The 21,936-nt window shown below is 28.1% G+C and carries 17 protein-coding genes; 4 read left to right on the top strand and 13 right to left on the bottom strand.

Going from position 1 to position 21,936, the window contains the following annotated elements:
* Positions 1-105: 105 nt before the first annotated feature.
* The 10 genes from tsaD to nikA form a co-directional block, all read right to left on the bottom strand.
* On the bottom strand, positions 106-1,128 hold the full coding sequence (tsaD, locus tag A966_RS10430; protein WP_008725329.1) for a tRNA (adenosine(37)-N6)-threonylcarbamoyltransferase complex transferase subunit TsaD: 1,023 nt from the start codon (positions 1,126-1,128) through the stop codon (positions 106-108).
* Between the two features lie 78 nt (positions 1,129-1,206).
* On the bottom strand, positions 1,207-4,380 hold the full coding sequence (locus A966_RS10425; RefSeq protein ID WP_008725327.1) for an efflux RND transporter permease subunit: 3,174 nt from the start codon (positions 4,378-4,380) through the stop codon (positions 1,207-1,209).
* A gap of 61 nt (positions 4,381-4,441) precedes the next feature.
* Entirely contained in the window at positions 4,442-5,953 is a 1,512-nt protein-coding gene (locus A966_RS10420) for a TolC family protein (protein ID WP_008725325.1), read from the bottom strand.
* A 1,247-nt stretch (positions 5,954-7,200) separates the two neighbouring features.
* Positions 7,201-8,160: a M14 family metallopeptidase gene (locus A966_RS10415; RefSeq protein WP_008725324.1), complete on the bottom strand. Its 960-nt coding sequence runs from the start codon at positions 8,158-8,160 to the stop codon at positions 7,201-7,203.
* Between the two features lie 15 nt (positions 8,161-8,175).
* Positions 8,176-9,498, bottom strand: coding sequence for an MATE family efflux transporter (locus tag A966_RS10410; RefSeq protein WP_008725323.1), 1,323 nt, complete (start codon positions 9,496-9,498; stop codon positions 8,176-8,178).
* Positions 9,499-9,513: 15 nt separating this feature from the next.
* Entirely contained in the window at positions 9,514-10,383 is an 870-nt protein-coding gene (locus A966_RS10405; protein WP_008725322.1) for an ABC transporter ATP-binding protein, read from the bottom strand.
* A complete protein-coding gene (locus tag A966_RS10400) occupies positions 10,380-11,207 on the bottom strand; it encodes an ABC transporter ATP-binding protein (protein WP_008725321.1) in 828 nt (275 codons plus the stop codon). Before A966_RS10400 ends, A966_RS10405 begins: the two co-directional genes overlap by 4 nt.
* Before the next feature lie 21 nt (positions 11,208-11,228).
* Entirely contained in the window at positions 11,229-12,053 is an 825-nt protein-coding gene (opp1C, locus tag A966_RS10395) for a nickel/cobalt ABC transporter permease (protein WP_008725320.1), read from the bottom strand.
* A 5-nt stretch (positions 12,054-12,058) separates the two neighbouring features.
* A complete protein-coding gene (gene opp1B / locus A966_RS10390) occupies positions 12,059-12,997 on the bottom strand; it encodes a nickel/cobalt ABC transporter permease (RefSeq protein WP_008725319.1) in 939 nt (312 codons plus the stop codon).
* Between the two features lie 23 nt (positions 12,998-13,020).
* Positions 13,021-14,613, bottom strand: coding sequence for a nickel ABC transporter substrate-binding protein (gene nikA / locus A966_RS10385; RefSeq protein ID WP_039955751.1), 1,593 nt, complete (start codon positions 14,611-14,613; stop codon positions 13,021-13,023).
* 362 nt (positions 14,614-14,975) lie between these two features.
* Between nikA and A966_RS10380 the strand changes: the two genes are divergently transcribed.
* A complete protein-coding gene (locus A966_RS10380; RefSeq protein ID WP_008725315.1) occupies positions 14,976-15,545 on the top strand; it encodes a TetR/AcrR family transcriptional regulator in 570 nt (189 codons plus the stop codon).
* A 105-nt stretch (positions 15,546-15,650) separates the two neighbouring features.
* Complete coding sequence (locus tag A966_RS10375; RefSeq protein ID WP_008725313.1) at positions 15,651-16,652, top strand: NAD(P)H-dependent glycerol-3-phosphate dehydrogenase; 1,002 nt, start codon at positions 15,651-15,653, stop codon at positions 16,650-16,652.
* Between the two features lie 69 nt (positions 16,653-16,721).
* On the opposite strand, the gene A966_RS10370 is transcribed toward A966_RS10375, so the two are convergent.
* The 3 genes from A966_RS10370 to A966_RS10360 all read right to left on the bottom strand — a co-directional run bounded on the left by A966_RS10370 (position 16,722) and on the right by A966_RS10360 (position 19,641).
* Positions 16,722-17,756, bottom strand: a complete 1,035-nt coding sequence (locus tag A966_RS10370; RefSeq protein WP_008725311.1) for a sugar phosphate isomerase/epimerase family protein — start codon at positions 17,754-17,756, stop codon at positions 16,722-16,724.
* Complete coding sequence (locus tag A966_RS10365; RefSeq protein ID WP_008725309.1) at positions 17,753-19,042, bottom strand: MFS transporter; 1,290 nt, start codon at positions 19,040-19,042, stop codon at positions 17,753-17,755. The genes A966_RS10370 and A966_RS10365 overlap by 4 nt, the downstream gene beginning before the upstream one ends.
* A 191-nt stretch (positions 19,043-19,233) precedes the next feature.
* On the bottom strand, positions 19,234-19,641 hold the full coding sequence (locus A966_RS10360; RefSeq protein ID WP_008725308.1) for a hypothetical protein: 408 nt from the start codon (positions 19,639-19,641) through the stop codon (positions 19,234-19,236).
* A gap of 118 nt (positions 19,642-19,759) precedes the next feature.
* On the opposite strand from A966_RS10360, the gene A966_RS10355 reads away from it, so the two are divergent.
* Positions 19,760-20,809 carry a DUF1385 domain-containing protein gene (locus A966_RS10355; protein WP_008725306.1) on the top strand — a complete coding sequence of 350 codons (1,050 nt, stop codon included), beginning with the start codon at positions 19,760-19,762 and terminating at the stop codon, positions 20,807-20,809.
* A complete protein-coding gene (locus tag A966_RS10350; RefSeq protein ID WP_008725304.1) occupies positions 20,800-21,927 on the top strand; it encodes a hypothetical protein in 1,128 nt (375 codons plus the stop codon). Before A966_RS10355 ends, A966_RS10350 begins: the two co-directional genes overlap by 10 nt.
* Positions 21,928-21,936: the final 9 nt, after the last annotated feature.

Below are 21,936 nucleotides of genomic sequence, written 5' to 3'. Positions count from 1 at the left end.
TTAGTTTTGAAACAAGTCTATTATACTTGTTTCATAATTAATTATGATAATACAGCCGTATACAAGAACAAAATTTCAACATTATATATTTAGTTAATTATGATTTTATTTTGCACTTTTATTTTTATTATACTTTTTATTTAAAACTCTGGAAGAACAATCTAAACTATAATCAGCAAAATCCTGCTTGTCTTTCATGTGATATGCAAGACCTGCAACCATTGCGGCATTATCAGTTGTGTATTTTAAAGCAGGAAGATAACATTCAAAGTCTTTAGAGTTACCAAATCTATCTCTCAAATAACTATTGCATGCCACTCCTCCGGATAATGTAACTCTTTTAATACCGCTTTTTTCAACATATTTTAAAGTCTTAATATATAAAGGTTCTATTGCACTTATTTGAAAAGCTGCTGCTATATTTTCATTAGTTGCCTCATAACCTTCTTTAAGATATTTTTTTGTAGAGTAAACGCATGCAGTTTTAAGTCCGCTGTATGAGAAATTAAATTCATCTATGCCGTTTAATAATACAATAGGATATTTTATCGCCTCTTTGTTTCCTTCTTTAGCTAATCGGTCTATTATAGGACCGCCCGGATACCCTAAATTAAGAAATTTTGCAACCTTATCATAAGCCTCCCCAACAGCATCATCTAATGTAGTACCTATAACTTTATATTCTCCGTAATCATGAACTTCTGTTATTATAGTATGTCCTCCAGATACTACCAACGCTATATATGGAAATGCTATATTGTTTGTAAGATGAGGAGAGTAAATATGAGCTGCTATATGATCCAATGCTAGTAATGGCTTATTTAAAGAAAAAGCTAATGCCTTTGCACTGCTTACCCCAACTAAAAGAGAGCCTAATAGCCCTGGTCTGTTTGTTACTGCAAATAAATCTATATCGTTTAAAGACAAAGATGCATCTTTTAATGACTTATCTATTACATAAAGAATAGCCTCTAAATGTTTTCTTGCAGCAATTTCAGGAACAACCCCCTGAAAATCCTTATGAGCATCTATTGATGAACTCAATACTGAAGATAATACATTATTTCCATTTTCAACTATTGAAACTGAAGTATCATCACAGGAAGTATCTATACCTAATATCTTCATAAACAGCTTTCTCCGATAAAATAAGAAAATATTTATATAATATATATTTTTTTATATTATTTGTAAATAGCATATTTTTTAATTATCTTTATAATTTATTTTTATAAGCTTCAAATCGGCAGATATCATAAATAGAGAAGGAAGCAGTATTAAAGTTAAAAGTGCTGCAAATAAAAGTCCGTAAGCCATAGACATAACCATAGGTACTATCAAATCGGCACGTCCCCCTATACCATAAACAGTTGGAAGAAGTCCGAATATTGTAGTTATAGTCGTAAGAAATATTGCTCTGAATCTGTCTCCAGCCCCTTCCACAACGGCATTTAATACATCTTGTTTATTATGTATATTTCCTCCTTCAAGTATTCTGTTTATTAAATCAACCATTATAATACCATTATTTACAACAACACCTGCAAGTCCTACTATACCAACAGCACCTACAAATGACATAGGCATTCTATGAGCTGCAAACCCAAGTATAACGCCGATTATTCCAAAAGGTATTATACCAAGTATCATAAAAGGCTGAACGAATTTATTAAACTGAAGAAGAAGTATTACATATATAGCTATTATGGCAATTAAATATCCCCAAGCAATACCTATTATAGAGCCTCTTGTTTCTTTAACTTCACCTGCAAACTCTACGTTTATATTAGGATAATCTTTAGCTATAGAATTAAAATAATCCTGCATTGCATAAGTTACTTGTATGGCTGTATTTTTTCCCTGTTCTATATCCGCAGTCATAGTTATAGATTTTTTTCCGTTATAGTGTCTTATGCTTGACTGATTGTTTGTAATGTATATGTCTGCTATATCTTTTAATTGTATAAGTCTGTAATATGTATTTGGTATTAAAAGATTATTCAGTACATTAGTATCATAAGTATATTTTTTATCTAGTCTTACTCTAAAGTCCAATTTATTTTCAAATTCCTGTATTGAAGTAGCTACTATTCCAGAATAAGCTGCTCTTAATTCTCTAGCTGCATAAGCTACATTAACTCCAAGCTCAGACATTCTGTCATAATCAAATATTACTCTCAATTCTTCCTGTCCTATTTTATCGTCATCATCGTAATTGACTACTCCGTCCAAACTTAAAAGATGTTCTTTCATTTTATCTTTTACTTCTTTAACCATAGCAGTATCATTACCTATTATTTTTATATCAACTGCTTTTCCGGGGTTTATTGGAAGTTTCGTATTAACTGTGATAAGCTCTAATTCATCTTTTATTCCGCTTCTTTCTATAGCCGCATTCAAATCATCAACTATATCATAAGCTATTTTTTCTCTGTTATTGGCTGGAACTAAATATATCATAGTACCCGCAATATTGTCCATCTCTTCTGATATCTCTACAGTATTTTTATCTAATTGCTTTCCAAGTAAACTATAAACTGCTACTATATCATTTGTATTTATTGTTTCATATATAATATTTTCAACTTTCTGAAGATATTTTTCTGTTTTGTATATGGAACTTCCAATACCTGTATCAATATTAACAACTATAACATCAGCACTTGTATCATAAACTAAAGTAAACTTTGAAAATATTGATTTGGCTATTAAAAGAGTGATGAAAAGTGTAACTATAAAAAATATAAGAACAATATATCTAAACTTTAATGTAAATCTTAAAAACTTAATAAAAGGAATTTTTAATTTATCAAATAATTTATCCTTATCAAAATCAAGCGGATTTTTAAAATTAAATCTTTTTCTTTTATGTTCTCCAGTAAGTTCTTCTTTAGTAATTAGGTTATTAGGAAGAAGCAAAACAGCCTGAAAAATACTCACCACTAATGCTACAATAACAACTCTAGGATACTGATTGATTAATCTTCCCATAGTACCTGTAACAAATATTATAGGAGCAAATGATGCAACTGTTGTAAGAGTAGAAACAAGCATAGGCATAAATACTTCTCCTACAGCATTTTTTGTAGCTTCAAGACCTTTTATACCTCTTTGATGATAGTTAAAAATATTCTCTGATACTACTATGGAATTGTCCACTATCATACCAAGTACAGTTATGATTCCTCCAAGAGATATTATATTAAAAGTTATTCCAGAGTATGTCATATAAATAAGTGAAACAGATATAACTATAAGCATACCAAGAGATGTAAATATTGCACTCTTAAAATCCAAAAATATTATAAGTATTATAAATATGATGATAAAACCTGTTATAATATTTGAAGAAACTGCATTAAGCAAGTCTGTAATAGTTCTTGAGTTATCTGCCATAGGAACTATTTCTATATTGCTTGGAATAGTAGATTTATTTTTTTCAAAATATTTATTAACATTATCAATAGTTTTTAATATATCAGCATCTTCTTTTTTTATTATGTTTATAGAGTATCCATGTTTGCTATTAACTCTCATATATACACTTTTATCGACGAATAATTCTTCAACTCTTGCAATATCTCCTATTCTTACGGGCTGTCCATTAAATATAGAACGCACTATAACATTTGTAATAGATAAAGGGTCTTGAAATTGCCCTGTAGTAACAAGCAGTTTATTTTTATCTTCTAACTTATCACTTTCTGAAGGCTTCATACTTCCGCTTGTAGAGCGTATATTTCTTAAAGATAATGCCTGTATGATTTCTGTTAATGAAGTATAGTATTCTCTTAATTTGTAAGGGTCTGCTAGTATTTGTATTTCTGGATCCGTTCTTCCATATACCTCAATATTTGCAACTCCGTCTACATATTTTAATTCTTTCTCAAACCTTTTGGATATGTCATAAAGTTCTTTTTCGCTTCCTTCCTGTCCTTCTTTAAATCTTATACCTAAATTGTATATAGGCATTCTGTTTGCATTTGCTTCAAAAATTTTTATCTCTGAAACATCTTTTGATACATTAGGAGCATTCTGAAGTCTTCTAAATATTTCATCTTTTACAGGTCTTGAATCTTTTAAATTCATATCTATTCTTATAGTAAGTATGCCTGCATTTTCTATTATTATAGAATAAAACTCATCAATACCAGCTATAGTCTGAAGCTCATCTTCTATTGGTATCATAGCATATTGTTCAACATCTTCTGGAGAAGCACCAGGGTATATAACCTGCACTATCATAACATCAAAGTTTGTAGATGGGAATGCCTCTTTTTTTATATTAAGATAAGAGTATATTCCAACTGCTAAAGTTATTAAAATGATTACATTAACTAATAATCTGTTTTTTGCAAATAGTTCTATAATTTTGTTCATATATTATTTTCCAATACAAAATTAATTTATTAAAATTATTTTCAATAAAAATAATAATTCTCTAATTACTAAGAAGCACCAGAGAATTATAGTCCATTACCGTACTTATTATCATGTATTCAAGATTTAAAAGCTCCGCCCTTGCCTGTGCTAAATCAAGCCTAGCATTTATTATCTCATCTATAGGAAGACGCCCCTGTCTGAATTTGGCATTTTGAGTATTTATCCTTGATACTATAGCATTAACTTCTAGCTTTTTATTTTCAAGCATTTTTTTATACGCTTCAAACTCATCATAATAAGTACCTATCTGCACATCAAAATCCCTATTAACTCTGTCAAAATCAGCAGCAACAGCATTCAAAGCAGCATAAGCATCTTCCATTTTAGCTTTGGCATCTCGTCCGCCTATAGGATAAGAAAACATAAGCCCTACAAAATAATCAACATTCGTCATAGTAGAAAAAGATTTAAAATATCCGCTGTCGTCCAAACTAGATAATGATACGCTTCCTACTATAGACAAGTCTGGCAAGGCATTATTTTTCATTATAGAGAGTGCATATTCGCTTCTTAATTTTAATTGATAAGCCATTTGCCCCTGAGCACTTTCTAAAAATGGAACTATATCCACTTTGGCATTAATAGAAGTTTCAAGTGTCTGAGTCCAATCATCTTCATTAGGTATGATATTTTCTTCTGGTATGAAGAACTTTATATTTCTTATAATTTTTTTAAGCATCAACTCTGATTTATCTTTTGCTTCTATATATTTTAAAGTTTGTCTTCTTGCATTCTGATAAGAGTCATTATCTATAACTCCGCTTGAATATCTTCTGTATACTTGATTTTCAAAACTTCTAGCTTCTCTAATCATAGCATCATACAGAGATATTAATTTTCTAGCCATTATCCATTGATAATATATTTTCTGGTAAGAGGTTAATACGCTCTTGTCATCTATCATTCTTTTTAATTTGGCTATAGTAAGCTGATACTCTGCATCTTTAATTGGATATCTGTCTAGTTTTCCGAAAAAGTCTCTTAATATTGGCTGGGCAATTTGTATTTTTATACTTGGAGAATAATATTTAAAATCATTCGTACTCATATTCGGTAATTTTCCGTTTACTGTACCGAATGGAGTATCTACAGGGAGAGAAATATCTCCTGTTTTGAAATCTCCAAAGAAACTGTCATGCTTAATCTCCACAGACCATCTTGTTCCAGAGTAGGGTATAAGTCCGCTGAATCCTGCACCTATTCTAAAGCCGTTATAACTAAAATCTGATGTTGGTATAAAACTATATTCATCAAAATGACTTTGCTTTCCTATAGCTCCTGCCTGCAAATCAAACTTTACATCTCCTGAACTTTTTGCTTTAGTTAAATTATTATATGCATTACTCTCCTGAGATGCTGTTAATTTCATCTCTGGTATTAAGATTTTTATTCTCTCCATATATTGAGTATATGGAAGTATTATAGTGTTTGTATTATTAGTTTGTGCAAAAATAAAAAAATTAAAAAAAACTGAATTTAAAAATATAATGCATATAATTTTTCTTAACACTTTCCAACACCTATTAAAAAATACTATATACATTTTATTATTTTTGAGTTTTTTATCAAGGACAATAAAATTACTATTGTATGATAAACTACATTTTTAAGTTTTTGTAAATTAGATTTATGTAAAGTTCATCCATTTGATAAAACTTGTCTCAAAACTAACTTTATCTATAATTTGCATTTCAATTACTTTTGAAACAAGTCTATTATTCTTAACTTATGAATTCAAAATGAATAAATGAATATATGTAACTACTTATTAATTAAAGATAGAAATCCACTTGTATATAATTAATAAAAAATTGTTTGTTATAATACACTTCCATTCTCTCGAATGTCAGGCACTCGCAATTTTTTATCGAGGCACTCAGAGTGCGAATAGGGTATCGAGACTGAAGAAAAATATGGATCAATAAAAAATAATCCCGCTTTCCTATATATTAAGCTCAAAAGTTTTTCGCCTAAATGCTCTGTCAAGTAAACTTGCAGACGCTCAAAACTTTTTCACAGTAGGGTATCGAGACGAAATTGCATCTCCCTGTCAAAAATTAAATCCCTCTTTCCTATATCGCTAATAAAAAAATCTCGCTTTAAGGTGCTGACAACTGAAGTTATCAGCGGCTCGATTTTTTTTACAGCCAAGACAAATGTCTTGAGTAGGGTATCGAGACGTTTGGGGGGTTAGTGGCTCACTTTATAATCCCGCTTTCCTACATTACCGAAGGTACGCACAGCGCGAGTAGGGTATCGAGACCAAACCTATTCATTTAATGCAAGAGTTAGATCCCGCTTTCCTACATTGCCGAAGGCACGCAGAGCGTAGTAGGGTATCGAGACCGGCTTTTTTGAGCCTTTATATTCTTTTCACATTAATATGTAAGTTACATAAAACTGTCAAAGAACATTAAATAATATAATATATTTTATATTTTTTGCAATACATAAAATATATTTTTTTATTAATAATTAAATAATATTTCTATATATAATAATTTATTATTATATAATTACTTTTTTTGTATAAAATTATCACACTTTAAAATCATATTTTTTTAAAATTTTTCATTTTTATATATTAAATACTTCGATTTTTACTTTTTTTTATTTTTTATCTATAAAAATCATCTCATTTTTATAGATAAAAAACTTTATTTTTATTATAATATATGGCATACTTAATACATAGAAAATAATCTGGGTTAATGAATGCATAATACACAAAATTAATAAATGAAATTAGTTTTTAAATCAGTCTTTTATTTCATTGATTTCTATTAAACTATCATCTATTTTTAAAGACGGGCTAGATTTTAATATACATACTATGCCATTATAGTCAGATATTATATCTTTTATTTTGCTTCCAAAATAATCTCTTATTTCTCCCACTTTATCACCTTTTTTAATAGTATCTCCTGTTTTTACGAAAGGATACCACATTCCATTGCAGTCAGCTTTTATTGAGCCTGTATAATTCAATATAACTTTTTCTTCTGTATTTTTTATTTTTTCATTAGAAAGCATATCAAGATAAATCATAATATTTTTTATACCGTCATAATGAACTTGTGTATTGTATTCATCTAATATTCCATTTCCGCCTGTTTCAGTAAGTATAGAAGGAATACCTTTAAAAGCTAATCTGCTATAAGCTCCGCCGTATTTATTATCTTTGTTCATTTTCGTATCTATTATGTATTTTATATTATATACTTCAGCCATTTTTCTAGATATACCGTCTGTTATTTCATTTTCTACTATAGGAACATAAATACAGTTAGCTATTGATTCTGGTATGTCTCCGCCATGAAGTTCTATGCAGTAATCAACATCATTTAAAACTTCATTCCAAAAATAATAATTCATAGCTTCAGTATAGCTGCCATCTTCTTCACCTGGAAAAAGTCTTAATGGATTTTTATTATCATTTGGAACAATGAAAGCTCTGTTTTCCATAAAAGCAGGAATATTAAATATTGTAGTTATTATCAATCTGCCGTTTATTTCTAATTTATTTGTTTCTAAATCATTTAATAGTTTTATTGCGGCTTCTATTCCTGTAAATTCACTTCCATGCATTCCTCCTATAACAGCCAAAGTTTTATTATTATTGTTTGTATTTCCTTCAACATACGCAATAGGAAATATTATCTCTTCTCCTGTACTTTTACATATAAATTTTTTAATTTCTTTTTTTATTTTATTCATTATTTTACTCCATTTTTAATTATTATTTATTTTTTTAAATAAACTTTTTATAAAAGGCAGTATAAAAATACTTCTGCCAAAATAAAAAGCTAGTAATGCAATCCAAAGCCCATTATTATTTAGATAATCAAAACTCGCAAAAAGTACAAATAAAAATAATAATAAACTTAAGAAAGTCGATATAAACACAGCTTTATTAAAAGAAGCCCCTGTAAATATACCGTAAAAAGTAAGTCCTATTGCTGATACAATAGGGTATAATGCTACCCAGAAATAATATTTATAAGAGTAACTTAAAACTTCAATATTATTGGTAAATAAATTGATAAAAGTTTTATTAAAAATTAAATATAAAGCAGTTAATAATATTACAAATATAATACTATATTTTATATTTTTTATTATTGCTGCCTTTAATAAATATTGATCTTTAGCCCCAAAAGCTTTTCCGCTATAAACGCTTGAAGTATTAGCTATTCCATCAAACATATATGATATTATAGATTGTATCTGAAGAAGTATAGAGTTCGATGAAATTAATATAGTACCTAAAGATGCACTTTTTGAGGTAAAAATATTTATTTGTGCTATCAGACATATAGTTCTAAGCATTAAATATAGATTTGAAATTAAAGATTTTTTCATTTTAGATAGATTAGTAAAATCTTTTAAATGAATTTTTCCAAAATTACCATATTTAATAATAAAAAATATTCCAATTAAAAAAGAAGATATTTGAGATATTAGAGTAGCAGCTGCTATTCCAAATACTCCCATAGATAATGTTATAGCAAAAAATACATCTAATGTCATATTTAATACATTTCCGCTTATCTGCATTGTTAGGGAAGCCTTTATTTTTCTCTGTCCCATAAGCCATCCTAGCATTACATAGTTAGACAGTAAAAATGGTGCTCCCCATATAAGCACATTATAATATATATTAAATGCATTGAAGGCTTCTGTTTCTAAATCAAAAGTTATTTCCGTATAAAAAGTAATAACCTTCTGAAATATCAGTATTAGAAATGATATAAATAATGCTATATACAATGGCTGAAAAAAAGCAAAAGCTCTATCTTCAGTTTTTCCTGTACCCAAAGCCATAGCACTAAATGAAGTAGTATTTACTCTAAGAAATCCAAACACCCAATATATAGTATTAAAAATAACACTTCCAACTGATACTCCTGCTATATATGCTGGATTACCTAATCTTCCTGCAACTGCTGTGTCTACTGCTCCCAAAAGAGGCTGAGTCATTGTAGATATTACAAAAGGTATTAATATTTTTATATAATCAGAATCTTTTATTAAATTTTTTATATTGTTATGCATCTTTTTATTATAAAATTATACTGCCTTTTGTATATATTTTTCTTCTTTTTTCAAATCTTTGGATATATTTACTATATCAAATGCTTTTACCGAATTAAGCAGTTCAATTGCATATTCTGTTTTTACATTATTAAGTTCTTTTATATCATCTACTTCTTCTACAATATTTCCGCTATTAAAGAATAATACCCTATCGCATAAATATGTTATCGTAGATAAATCATGCGTTATGAATATATAAGAAAAGCTATATATATTTCTTAAATTCATTAAATAATCCATAATCTGAGTTTGAGTAGAAACATCTAATGAACTTACTGCTTCATCTAATAAAATTATTTTTGGGTGAACCGCTACCGCCCTTGCTATGCAAATTCTTTGAAGCTGTCCTCCGCTTAATTCATGCGGATATCTATTCAAAAAACTTTCATCTAATCCTACATTATTTAGAAGTTCTATAGCCATATTTCTTCTATTTATTTTGTCAAGTTCTTCTCCTGTATTTATGGTATGGACATTAATAGCCTCATCTAAAGCTCTCATAACTGTAAATCTAGGATTGACAGAAGAGACATAATCTTGAAAAACAACACTGATATCATATCTTATTTTTTTATTTCTTTTATTTTTATATTTATAGAGATCTGTACCGTCTATAGTGATTGTTCCATTTTCAGGTCTTTGAAGCCCCAATACTACCTTTCCTAAAGTGCTTTTACCGCTGCCGCTTTCTCCTATAATTCCAAGACATTCTCCTTTTTTTAAATAAAAGGAAACATTATTTAATACAGTCTGTCTTTCCTTTCCAAAAACTTTTTTTTGATTTTCTTTTCTAAAACTTACTTTAATATTTTTAGCCTCTAATATTATTTCATTATTTATCATGATATTTTATCTCCGTAAACTATTTCATTAAATTTTTTCATAACAGACATTCTCTTTGATACTAAAGAGTTTGTATAATCATCTTTACTATTGAATATTATATCTGCTACAGAAGCATTTTCTAATATTTTTCCTTTTTTCATTACTATCATCTTATCCGATATCTTTGATAATATCCCTAGATCATGCGATATAAATAGCATAGAAACTTTATTTTCTTTTTTTATTCTTATAAACTCATTCATAATAGCATTTTGACTAATAGAATCTATCGCAGTAGTTGGCTCATCTGCTATAAGAAGTTTTGGATTTAATGATAATGCTAGTCCTATCATTATTCTCTGAAGCATACCGCCGCTAAGCTGATGCGGATATTTTTTTATTGTGTCTTCAGGATTTCTTATTTTCATTATATTTAAAGTGTCTATGCATTTTTTATATATTTCTTCTTTATTTAAATTAGTATGTTCTGCAAAAGTTTCTTCCATTTGATTATATATTCTATAAAGCGGGTCAAAACATGTCATAGGATTTTGAAGTATCATGCATATATCGTTACCTCTTAATTTTCTTATATTGCCTGCACTTTCTTTTATTAAATCTATATCATTAAAAAAAGCTTTTCCTTCTACATGAAAATTATTATCAAGCAGACGAAGTATAGATTTTATAGTCATACTTTTACCGCTTCCACTTTCTCCCAATATACCTAAACATTCTCCTTCTTTAATAGAAAAAGAAACATTATCTATTATTTTTATATTATTATTTTTTTCTCTAAAATAAACATTGAGATTTTTTATTTCTAAAATATTTTCATTCATATTGAGTCCTATTAAATAAAATTACGCTCTGCTTTCTTTAGGATCAAGAACATCTCTTAAAGCATCTCCAAGCATATTAAATGAAGCTACCAAAAATACTATTGCAATACCAGGTACTATCATTTGCTTAGGATTAGTAGTCATTACATTTTTTGCTTCATTAAGCATAGCTCCCCATTCTGGTATAGGTGCCTGAACTCCTAAGCCTAAAAATGATAATGTAGATATATTTAATATAGCCCATCCTGTATCCAAAGTGGCAAGCACTATCATTTCAGATGATATTGAAGGAACCATATGATTAAATAATATAAATCTGGAAGGAGAACCTACCGTTTTTGAAAATAAAACGAAATTCTTTTCTCTATATTTTAATACATTAGTTCTTATCATTCTTGAATACCAAGCCCATTTAATAAATACATTCGCTATAATAACATTTGCAATATCAACTCCAAGCAAAGCTACAACAGCAAGTATCATTATCTGACTTGGAAATGAAAGCATTACATCTACTATTCTCATTATCACTTCATCAACAGCTCCCTTAAAATAACCAGCAAGTATACCCATTAAAGTACCTAGTGCTATAGTACCAAGCATTGTTAATAAAGATAAAAATAAAGTATATCTTATTCCATATATCATTCTTGATAATATGCATCTTCCAAGCTGATCTGTACCAAGAGGATATTCTTTTGATATACCAGCAAATTTATTTAATATATTATTGGCATAAGGATCATTAGGAGCAATTAATGGAGCTAATATTCCGATTAAAGCTATAAGCAATATAAATACTGTACATCCAAAAGCAATTTTATTATCTAAAAATCTTTTTAACATCTTTATTATTCTCCTATTCTAAGTCTAGGGTCAGCTATTCTTTGTACAATATCAAAAATTAAATTGAAGAATACAAATAAAATACCTGTCATTAATATATATGCTTGTATAACAGGATAATCTCTATTAAATATGGATGCTATACATAATCTTCCTACACCAGGCCAGGCAAATACATTTTCAACAACTATAGTACCAGATATTAACTGAGGTATGCTCATACCTATTGCGGTTATGCAAGACTGAAGAGAATTTTTTAATATATGTTTTACTAATATTATTCTCTGTTTTAATCCTCTTGCATTTGCATACAATACATAATCTTCTTTCATATTTTCAAGCATATTATTTCTTATAAGCCTTATATATGTAGATATATATGTTATTGATATTGTTATTGCAGGGAGTATAGCATGAGCCCAAGTACCATTACCGCTTGTAGGAAGTAAGTCTAACTTTATACTTACAAACCATATTAAAAGAAGACCTATCCAATAAGCCGGCATTGCCGTTGTAGAAAATACTATAAATCTTATTAGTCTGTCAAATATACTGTCTTTATAAACCGCACTAAAAAAACCTATTGGCAGACTTAAAACTATAACAAACACAAGTGATAGAAATGCAAGCTGCAAAGTTGCAGGTAACGACCTTGCTATTTCTCCAACAACTGTTCTTGAAGGATTTGTATAACTTACACCTAAATCCAATTTTAAAAAATCTAATATCCATCTAAAGTATCTAACAAAGAAAGGGTCATTTAAACCTAATTCCTCACGCATTTGCTCTATAGCTTCTTCTGAAATAATAGGGACCTGCTGTACTCTTAAAACTACCTCAGCAGGATCTGAAGGTATTAAATTAATAAAGAAAAAACTTAATAATGTAATGCCGAATAAAAGCGGTATTGTAACTAATATTCTTTTTATAATATATGCTTTCATAATACTAAATCCTATAAGATATATTAATTAAAATACATAAGCCAAAAAGGTACTTCATATTGTGTTTGTGCAAATTGTACATTTTTTAAATCAGAAGTATAAACAGCTTTATTACATTCGTATGTTAATGGTATATAAACTGCATCCTCATGAAGCCTGCTTAAAACAAAGTTATACAGTTTCTTTCTCTCATCATCATCTACACTTAAAAGAATTTTAGTTATAGCCTCATCTATTTCTTTTTTATCATGAAGACCTTGCTGAGCAGCGTAATCACCATATACCCTTTGACGCATAGCAGCTAATGATGACTGAGGATCATAAGGAGAACCCCAGCAAATATTAAATACCATATCAAAATTACCTGCTTTCATATTATCTCTGTAAGATTGTTCTTCTTCACCTGTGATATTAATATCAACACCTATCTTTTTATATTCAGCTTGCAAATACTCAGATATAGTTTTTTCTGTTACACTGTCGCTGTTATATAAAATATTCAAACTTAATTTTTGTCCGTTTTTTTCTCTTATGCCATCGCTTCCTTCAATCCAGCCTTCCTCTTCTAATAATTGTTTTGCCTTTTCAATATTATATTCATATGGTATAAGATTTACATCACAGTATGGAACTGTTTTTGAAAATAATGTATCTGCAGGAGGTTCTAATCCGTAGAATATTCCATCTGATATAGCTTTTTTATCTGTGGCATGCTGTAATGCTTTTCTTACATTATTATTGGATAGTATTGCATGAGTCGTATTTAATACTATTTGTCTTGTAGATGTAGGTGCTGATAAAGATGATACAAATTTAGAATTATTCTTATATTTGTTAATGGCATCAGAATCTATCATGTTTTTGCCGAATATTAAATCTATTTCTCCTTTATCCAAAGCCAATAATCTAGTCTGATTATCAGGTATAACTTTTACTCTTATTCTTTTAATTTTTGGCTTTTCTCCCCAATAATTAGTGTTTGCTTCAAAAACAGCATATTTATCTGTTTCATATTCTGCTAAAACATAAGGACCAGTACCTATATATTCAGTAACACCATTTTTGGTAGAACCGTTTTTCATAGCCTTTGGAGATATCATAGCAAATGGTCTTGTAACTCCTAATTCTGTAAGCATAGGGTAGTAAGGTGATGTCAAAGTAATCCTAAATGTATAATCATCAACTGCTTCAACTTTATCCAATATATGCATCATCTCAAGCCAAGTATGTCTGTCCTTATTTTCTATGATGGCATCAAAATTAGCTTTTATAGCATTAGCATCACATATCTCTCCGTCAGAGAAATAAACATTTTTTCTTATATTGAATGTATAAACTTTACCGTCATCACTTATATTCCAACTTTCTGCTAGACAAGGTTCATATCCGTTTTCACCTATATTAACTAATGTTTCATAAAGCATTTCCTGAGCATACATTTCTCCAGCATACAAATGAGGATTTAAATCTCTTATATCCCTATAATTTACAAATATTAATTCTTCATTATTTGCTTTTCTGTCAGCTTCTTTATTATCTGAGCTGCCGGAACAGTTTAGAAATACTATTGAAAATAGCATCATCAAAAAAATTTTGTGTAATAAATATTTTTTCATAACTTTCACTTTAAATCTCCATTATTTTATTATTTTTTGTTAGTATATTCTAACATATTGTTTTGTTATGTCAATATTTTGTTAGTCTATACTAACTAAATATTGTGTTTACTAAATTATATAGCAAGCTATATAATACATATTCTACATTTTTGTATATAATTAAATTTTTTATATATAAAAAAACTATTAATATTTTAATGTTAAAAATAAATTTTCTTTGACAAACTATATTTTTATTGTAATATTGTTTTATAAAAAATATAGTAGATTTGTTTCAAAACTACTTTACAAGATTATATATATAAATTTATTAATTATAAAAATATTTTTGAAACAATTCTAGCAATTATCATATATATATGGAAAAAGAAGAAAAAAAAGATTTAAGAATAATAAAAACACAAAAACTTATAAAAGATTCTCTCCTTGAGCTTTTGAAAAATAGTTCATTAAAGGATATAAGCGTAACAGAAATATGTGAAAAAGCAATGGTAAACAGAGTTACATTTTATGATCATTTTAATAACAAAGAAGAACTTTTAAACTCAATTATAGATGATATAAAAGAGGATATTATAAAGGAATTAAAAAAAGATAATTCTATATATGATTTTAAAAAGAATCATAGAAAAATATTAGAAAAAGTTCTTAATTATTTTGATGATAACAGACAGTATTTTAATGTATCATTAATAGATTCTAATAATACACTGTTATTTGTTTCATCACTTTATAAAATATTTTTAGAATATTTAGGTGAAACTATGAAAAGTAAAAATGCTGAAAATACAAAAATAATGTCTCAGTTCTTTTCTGGCGCTTTAGTTTCTGTGATACTTTGCTGGGTAAAAGATGACAATAATAAAAAAATAAAAAAAGAGGATTTACTAAATAATATATGTGCATTATTGGATAAATCTCTTAAATAAAATATAGTTTACATAATATTTTTACAATTCTATATTGATAATAATTATTTTTTATGTATACTAATATATACTATTATTATAAAACTAAAATCGGATTTTTATTATATGGCAAATGTAGGTATTATAGGTGCAGGCGGTTGGGGATTAGCACTTGCAAATATTTTTTCGGAAAAACATAATATTAATGTTTGGGTTCATAGTGAAGAAAGCTATAAAATATTAAGCACAGCTCATAGAAATGATAATTATCTAGAGAATATAGAATTAAATAAAAATATAAATTTCACAATGGATATTGGAGAAGCTGTTAATGATAATGAAATAATTATAATAGTAACACCGTCTTTTGCATTTGCAGAGGCTTGTACCAATATAGAACCTTATATAAGTAATGAACAAATACTAGTATCTGCAACTAAAGGACTTGATAGAAAAACAGGTAAAACTATGAGTGAAGTTGCAAGGAGTATAATATCTGGAGATTTATCTATACTTACACTTTCAGGACCTTCTCATGCAGAAGAAACTGCTAAGGGAGTGCCTACTGCTGTAGTTGTAGGAGGTGAAAAAGGAGTTTCTGAATATGTTAGAGATACTTTAACTGTCCCGCCAAAGTTTAGAATATACAATTCTACGGATCAGAAAGGCGTTGAAATAGGAGGAGCTTTAAAAAATATTATAGCCATTGCAGGAGGTATAGTAGACGGTCTTCATCTAGGTGATAACACAAAAGCAGCACTCATAACAAGAGGACTTCATGAAATAGTGAGATTTGCTTTAAGTAAAGGTGCTAGAATAGATACAATGTACGGACTTTCTGGAATAGGGGATTTAATAGTTACTTGTTCCAGCGGTTTAAGCAGAAATAACAGACTTGGACGGGCTTTAGCTAAAGGAAAAAAATATGAAGATGTAATAGCAGAAAATCATGGACAGGTTGCTGAGGGAGTATATGCTACTACTGCAGCTTATGAATACGCCAAGAAAAATAATATTTATATGCCTATAACAGAAGCAATATACAATATACTTTTTAATAATGCTGATATAAAAAATACTGTAAAAGAACTTATGAGTAAAGAAGCTAAAAGCGAAGGATTTTTCTAATTAATATATTATAAAAAATAAGGAGATACTATGATAGCATCTCCCATTATCTTAATTAGAAATACAGTATTAGTTTAAATACGAATCTCTTATGTCTTTAAGATATTTTACAGATCTTTTTAACCCTTCATCCTGATCCTTAAGAAGTTTTTCCAAATATTCATTAGAAATTTCTTGAGGATAATAGTATTCTAAAGGCTTTATTTCATTGTATGGATAAGGCTGAGGATGTATTTTAAATGCATTTTCTCCTACTTTATCTACTCCGCCTACACCGGGAGCTCTTTTAAACTGTGCACAATATGGGTGGCATGATTCTATATTAATTCTTTTTAGAGGAGATTTATTATATAAAATATCATATATTTTTTTTATATCTAAATTACCTTCACCTATAGGTATTCCGCATACAACATATTTATAAACATCTTCTGGATCTTCTATTATAATATGATCTTTAGCATGTGTTGAGAATGTATATGGAGCCATATTATTAGCAGCTTCTATTGGATCTTCCCAAGCCATCATAGAATTACCAAAATCAAATAATAAACCTATCCAAGGACTTGATAATTTTTCAATAACCCAAACTAATTCTTTAGAAGTTTCATATTCATGATTTTCTAAAGCTATTTTGATTCTATATTTTTTTAAAATAGGTATAATTTTTTCTAACTTAGGTATTGCTTCTTCGTATATTGAAGTATCAAAATATTGTCTAACCTTGGCAGGATCATATTTACCGCCTGCACCAGATTCTTCAGATATTACAGGATCCTTCGTTGGAATATATGTTCTTACAACTTCTGCATCTAATATATGAGCCACTTTCAGAACTTTTTCTAGATGCTCAAAATCTATGCCTTTTGTATCTACTTCTATATATAACCCTAATTTGTCACATAATGCTCTAACTTTCTTCAAATGATTAATTTCATCTGTCTCTAAAGTTCCCCAATTAGGATCTAAATTATAATCTTTTATAATATTAATTTGAACACCATCTAGACCAAGCTCACTTGTCTTATTAATAAAATCAAATATATTCATTCTTTTATTTTGAAAGAATAAATGATAACTTTCTGTTTCTAAACCTAATTTCATTCTTGAACTCCTAATTTTTCTTTTCTTTTAATCATTGACAAAAGTAAACTAGATATTAATATTCCAAGTACTGAAAAACCTGCCATTATAAAAAATACTATTCTATATCCAGCAAATCCCGGATTATTATCTAATATATTACCGTACAATGTAAAAGCAAACATTTGAGGAGAATATCCAAATATACAAGCTATAGACATAGCAGCACCTGATATTTCTTTAGGTACTTTTACTTCATCAATAGGGGCAAAAAATACTGCTCTCATAGAAAATATTATAGCACCATAACTTAATGTAAGAACCATACCTATGTAAGGATTAAATTGTCCATGAGGAATAAATGTAAAACCTATTATTGCAATAGCAGATAATAAAAATGCAAATCTTAAATATTTAGTAGGTGAGTGGAACACTTTATCTGATAATACACCGCCTATAGGGCCTCCTACAATTTTTAATCCATATTGATTTATTACACCATAAGCACCAACTAAAGCCACAGGTATGCTGTATATATCTTTAAGGAAAGGTATAAAATAAGTTAAACCGCAATATACAGAATATACACTAAATATTGTTAATGAAACTACCCAAATTTCTAAACTTTTTACTGCTTTTATAACACCTTGCATAGCTACTTTATCTCTTGAAACTTTATTTCCGCTTTCATCTTCTAATTTTACAACATCATCTTCTAATAATATATATGACAATATACCAGCTAGTATAACAGCAGCAGAGAAGAATATTATACCGCCTCTTAATCCTGCAGAACCAGAACCTAACAATGTAAATACACCTAAAGCACTATAAGCAATAACTACATCCACAATACCTCTTCCAGCTTCTAAGAAGCTAAATAATCTTCCTTGTTCGCTGCTATCACCCAATAATCTTACAGATTTTAATAATACAGGCCAATATATAACTTCACCAAATAATGATAATAATCCCCAAGAAATCAATATGCCGTAATATGGCGGAAATGTGGACATATATAATCCTACCAAACCAACACCAATAAGTCCAATAGGTATTAATATTCTTTTTGAAAATCTATCAGATATGTAAATAGAAAAGAAATTACCTATGGTTTGTACGAGTCCGTAAACAGATAAAGCAAATCCTATTTGTGTATGAGTTAAATTCATAAATTCCTGCATAGGTACATAAAATGCATCTTTTAACGATGACAATTTAAATACCGTTCCGCCTCCAAAAACTAGAACACAAAATGTGAACCATTTCTTAAAACTATTTTTTACAGCTTTTTCTTCTTTTGACATAAGTACTCCTTATTTTTATGATAAATTGTATTTATCTGAAATAATATTTGATTTTGTATGACTGTTGACTGTTGACTGTTGACTGTTGACTGTTGACTGTTGACTGTTGAACATAAATAATAATCCTATATTATTTAATATAGTTAAAATTATTAGTTTGTCAAATTTATTTATTAGAAAAATATAAAATATTAAATTTTATCCATATCAAGAACTTGCTGAACAACATTTTTTAATATAACAGAGGCTTTAGCATTTTCTAAATCTTTAAACTCTAGTATTACATAAGTTATATTGTCTATATCTAATCTAAATTTTTTAGCTTCAGAATTAGGGTCTCCAACCTTTACAATGCCCCTATAAACCATCCAGCCTTTTAATACTACATTAGCATATCCATTTTCTTTTAAATCCACATTAAATGTAAAATAAGGACTTTTGCTCTTATAATATCCAGCCCTATCTCTCAATGTAATGGCTTTAGGTAAAGAAGTTGTTTCCTTATTATGTATTTCTTCTGGTATAGCTGCCATTTGAGTATTTGTGCTTTTACATGATATAAAAATTAATATAGATAAAACAATTAATATATATTTCATACTATACAATATATGAATTATTTTGATAAATTCAAGATTTTTTTATACTTGAAAGAATATTGCATTTAGTATATTATATACTTTACTTTAATATTAAAAATAAATGAGGATACATATTTTGAGTAAAAAATTAGATGAAAATAGAATTAAGGAAGGAGTAGGCGGGCAGGCGGTTATCGAAGGTATAATGCTTAGAAATAAAAGCCATTATGTGGTTGCTGTTAGAAAGCCCGATAAACAAATAGATTTTATTAAAGCTGCTATTCCTGAAAATAAGAATAAATTAACTAAAATGCCTTTTATAAGAGGAGTAGTTAATTTTGTAGATATGATGAAATTGGGATATAAAACTTTGGTATTTTCTGCAAATACTGCAGGTATTGAAGAAGAAAACAATAAAAAAGATAATAAGCCTAAATCAGAAAAAAGTGAAAGCATAGCTATGACTTTGAGTATGTTAGTATCTTTGGCATTTGCAGTGGGGCTTTTTATCGCTTTGCCTTATTTTATAACTACGTTTATAGGAATAGATGAAAAAAGTAATTTTATTGTATTTAATCTAGTGAGAGGATGCATAAAATTATCTATATTTGTTTTATATCTTCTTGTAATATCATTTTTTAAAGATATAAAAAGAGTGTTTGAATATCATGGTGCAGAACACATGGTTGTTAATGCTTATGAACATGGATTAGATCCTGATTCAGGAAATATAAGAGATTATACTACTATACACCCTAGATGCGGTACTACATTTATGTTTTTAGTATTAACAGTTTCAATTCTGCTTTATATGTTTACAAGCTATTTTGTATATACATATATATATGCTTCATATACTCCGCTTAAAATAGTTGGAAATTTAACTGTGCTTGCTATCAATATAATTTTACTTCCTATAGTTTCTGGTATATCTTATGAAATACTAAAATTAGGATTTAAATTTTATAATTTTCCTCTTATGAGACTTGCTATACTTCCGGGTTTAGCTCTTCAAAAAATAACTACTAGAAGACCTCAAGATGATGAAATAGAAGTAGCATTATTTGCTTTATCTAAACTTTTAGATACATCAATCGAAAAAAGAACTGAAGAAGAAGTACAGGCTGATATGAAAAAAGTCTTGGAAAATAATGATAACACAGCAGAAGAAAGATTATGCGTATAAAAAAGAGGCTTATAGCAAACGATAATTATTATGAATATTCTTCTAGCTATATAAAAAAATATATTTTTATTATAGCAGCTCTTATATTCATTTTATTATTTGTAATTATTTTTGTGCATATTAATTATAGGATAGTTCCTTCAAAATCATATATGAGAAATGACACTCCTTTACTTGATGCTAATACAGTCTCTATTACTAATAATAATGGGATATATTATACAGGAGATTTTACTAGTATTCCAAAATCTATACATATAAATGAGGATATGGTAGAAAATTTATATTTATATTTATTTCATGATAATCATATAATATTTTGGAAACTTTATAAATATGGACTAAAGAGATATTTTTCTTACTATGCTTTTAATATACTTGATGGAGATTCTCAGTCTTTTATTATAAAAGAAAAGGAAAAAGATTTTTTAGATTTTTATGATAATTTTGTAAGAGCTCAATTTAGAAAAAATGTCGGCGAATTCAATATTGAAATTCCAAGTTTTTATAATACTAAGATAAATGTAAAATCCTTTATAAGCAATTTGATTAATTCTGAGTATTCATTTAAGTTTACTAATTTTACAGCCTCTATGGTAAATTGGAAATATAATAGAGCATTATATACAGCATTTTATTATGGTATTCCTAGAGGATATTTAGTTGTTCCGGGAAGTGAAAATGCTATAACCGATACGAGTTCAGTTATAGCTATTAATACAGTTGGAAGAAATCCTTCGAGATACACTCATAATATTACAGCTGCTTTAGTTTATACTTCTTATAACACAGAGCCTATTCCGGTATTTATTTATGATTCTAAACCTGAATCACAGAATTCAAAAATTATTAAATTTCTATTTAATAAAAAATGGTATGTATATAAAAATTTTGAATCGCATGAATATAAAGATGTTATAGATTATTATTCTAAAGAAGAAGGATTCAGTTTTGTATTTACAGTTACAGGAAATTATTTATACGATTCTTTTGGTGGTTTCAATAAGATAGATATGGAAACTGCTAAAGGAGTATTGGACGGATATTTTACTATAAATAATGAACAGTTTAATATTAATGGTAATGCCGTTAAAGAATTTGTACATAGTGTATTTTAAAAAGGGTAT

The sequence above is a fragment of the Brachyspira hampsonii 30446 genome (assembly GCF_000316195.1).
GTDB classification, from domain to species: Bacteria; Spirochaetota; Brachyspiria; order Brachyspirales; family Brachyspiraceae; genus Brachyspira; species Brachyspira hampsonii_C.
Note: the sequence above shows the minus strand (reverse complement) of the source record. Positions and strands in the feature narration are given on the sequence as shown.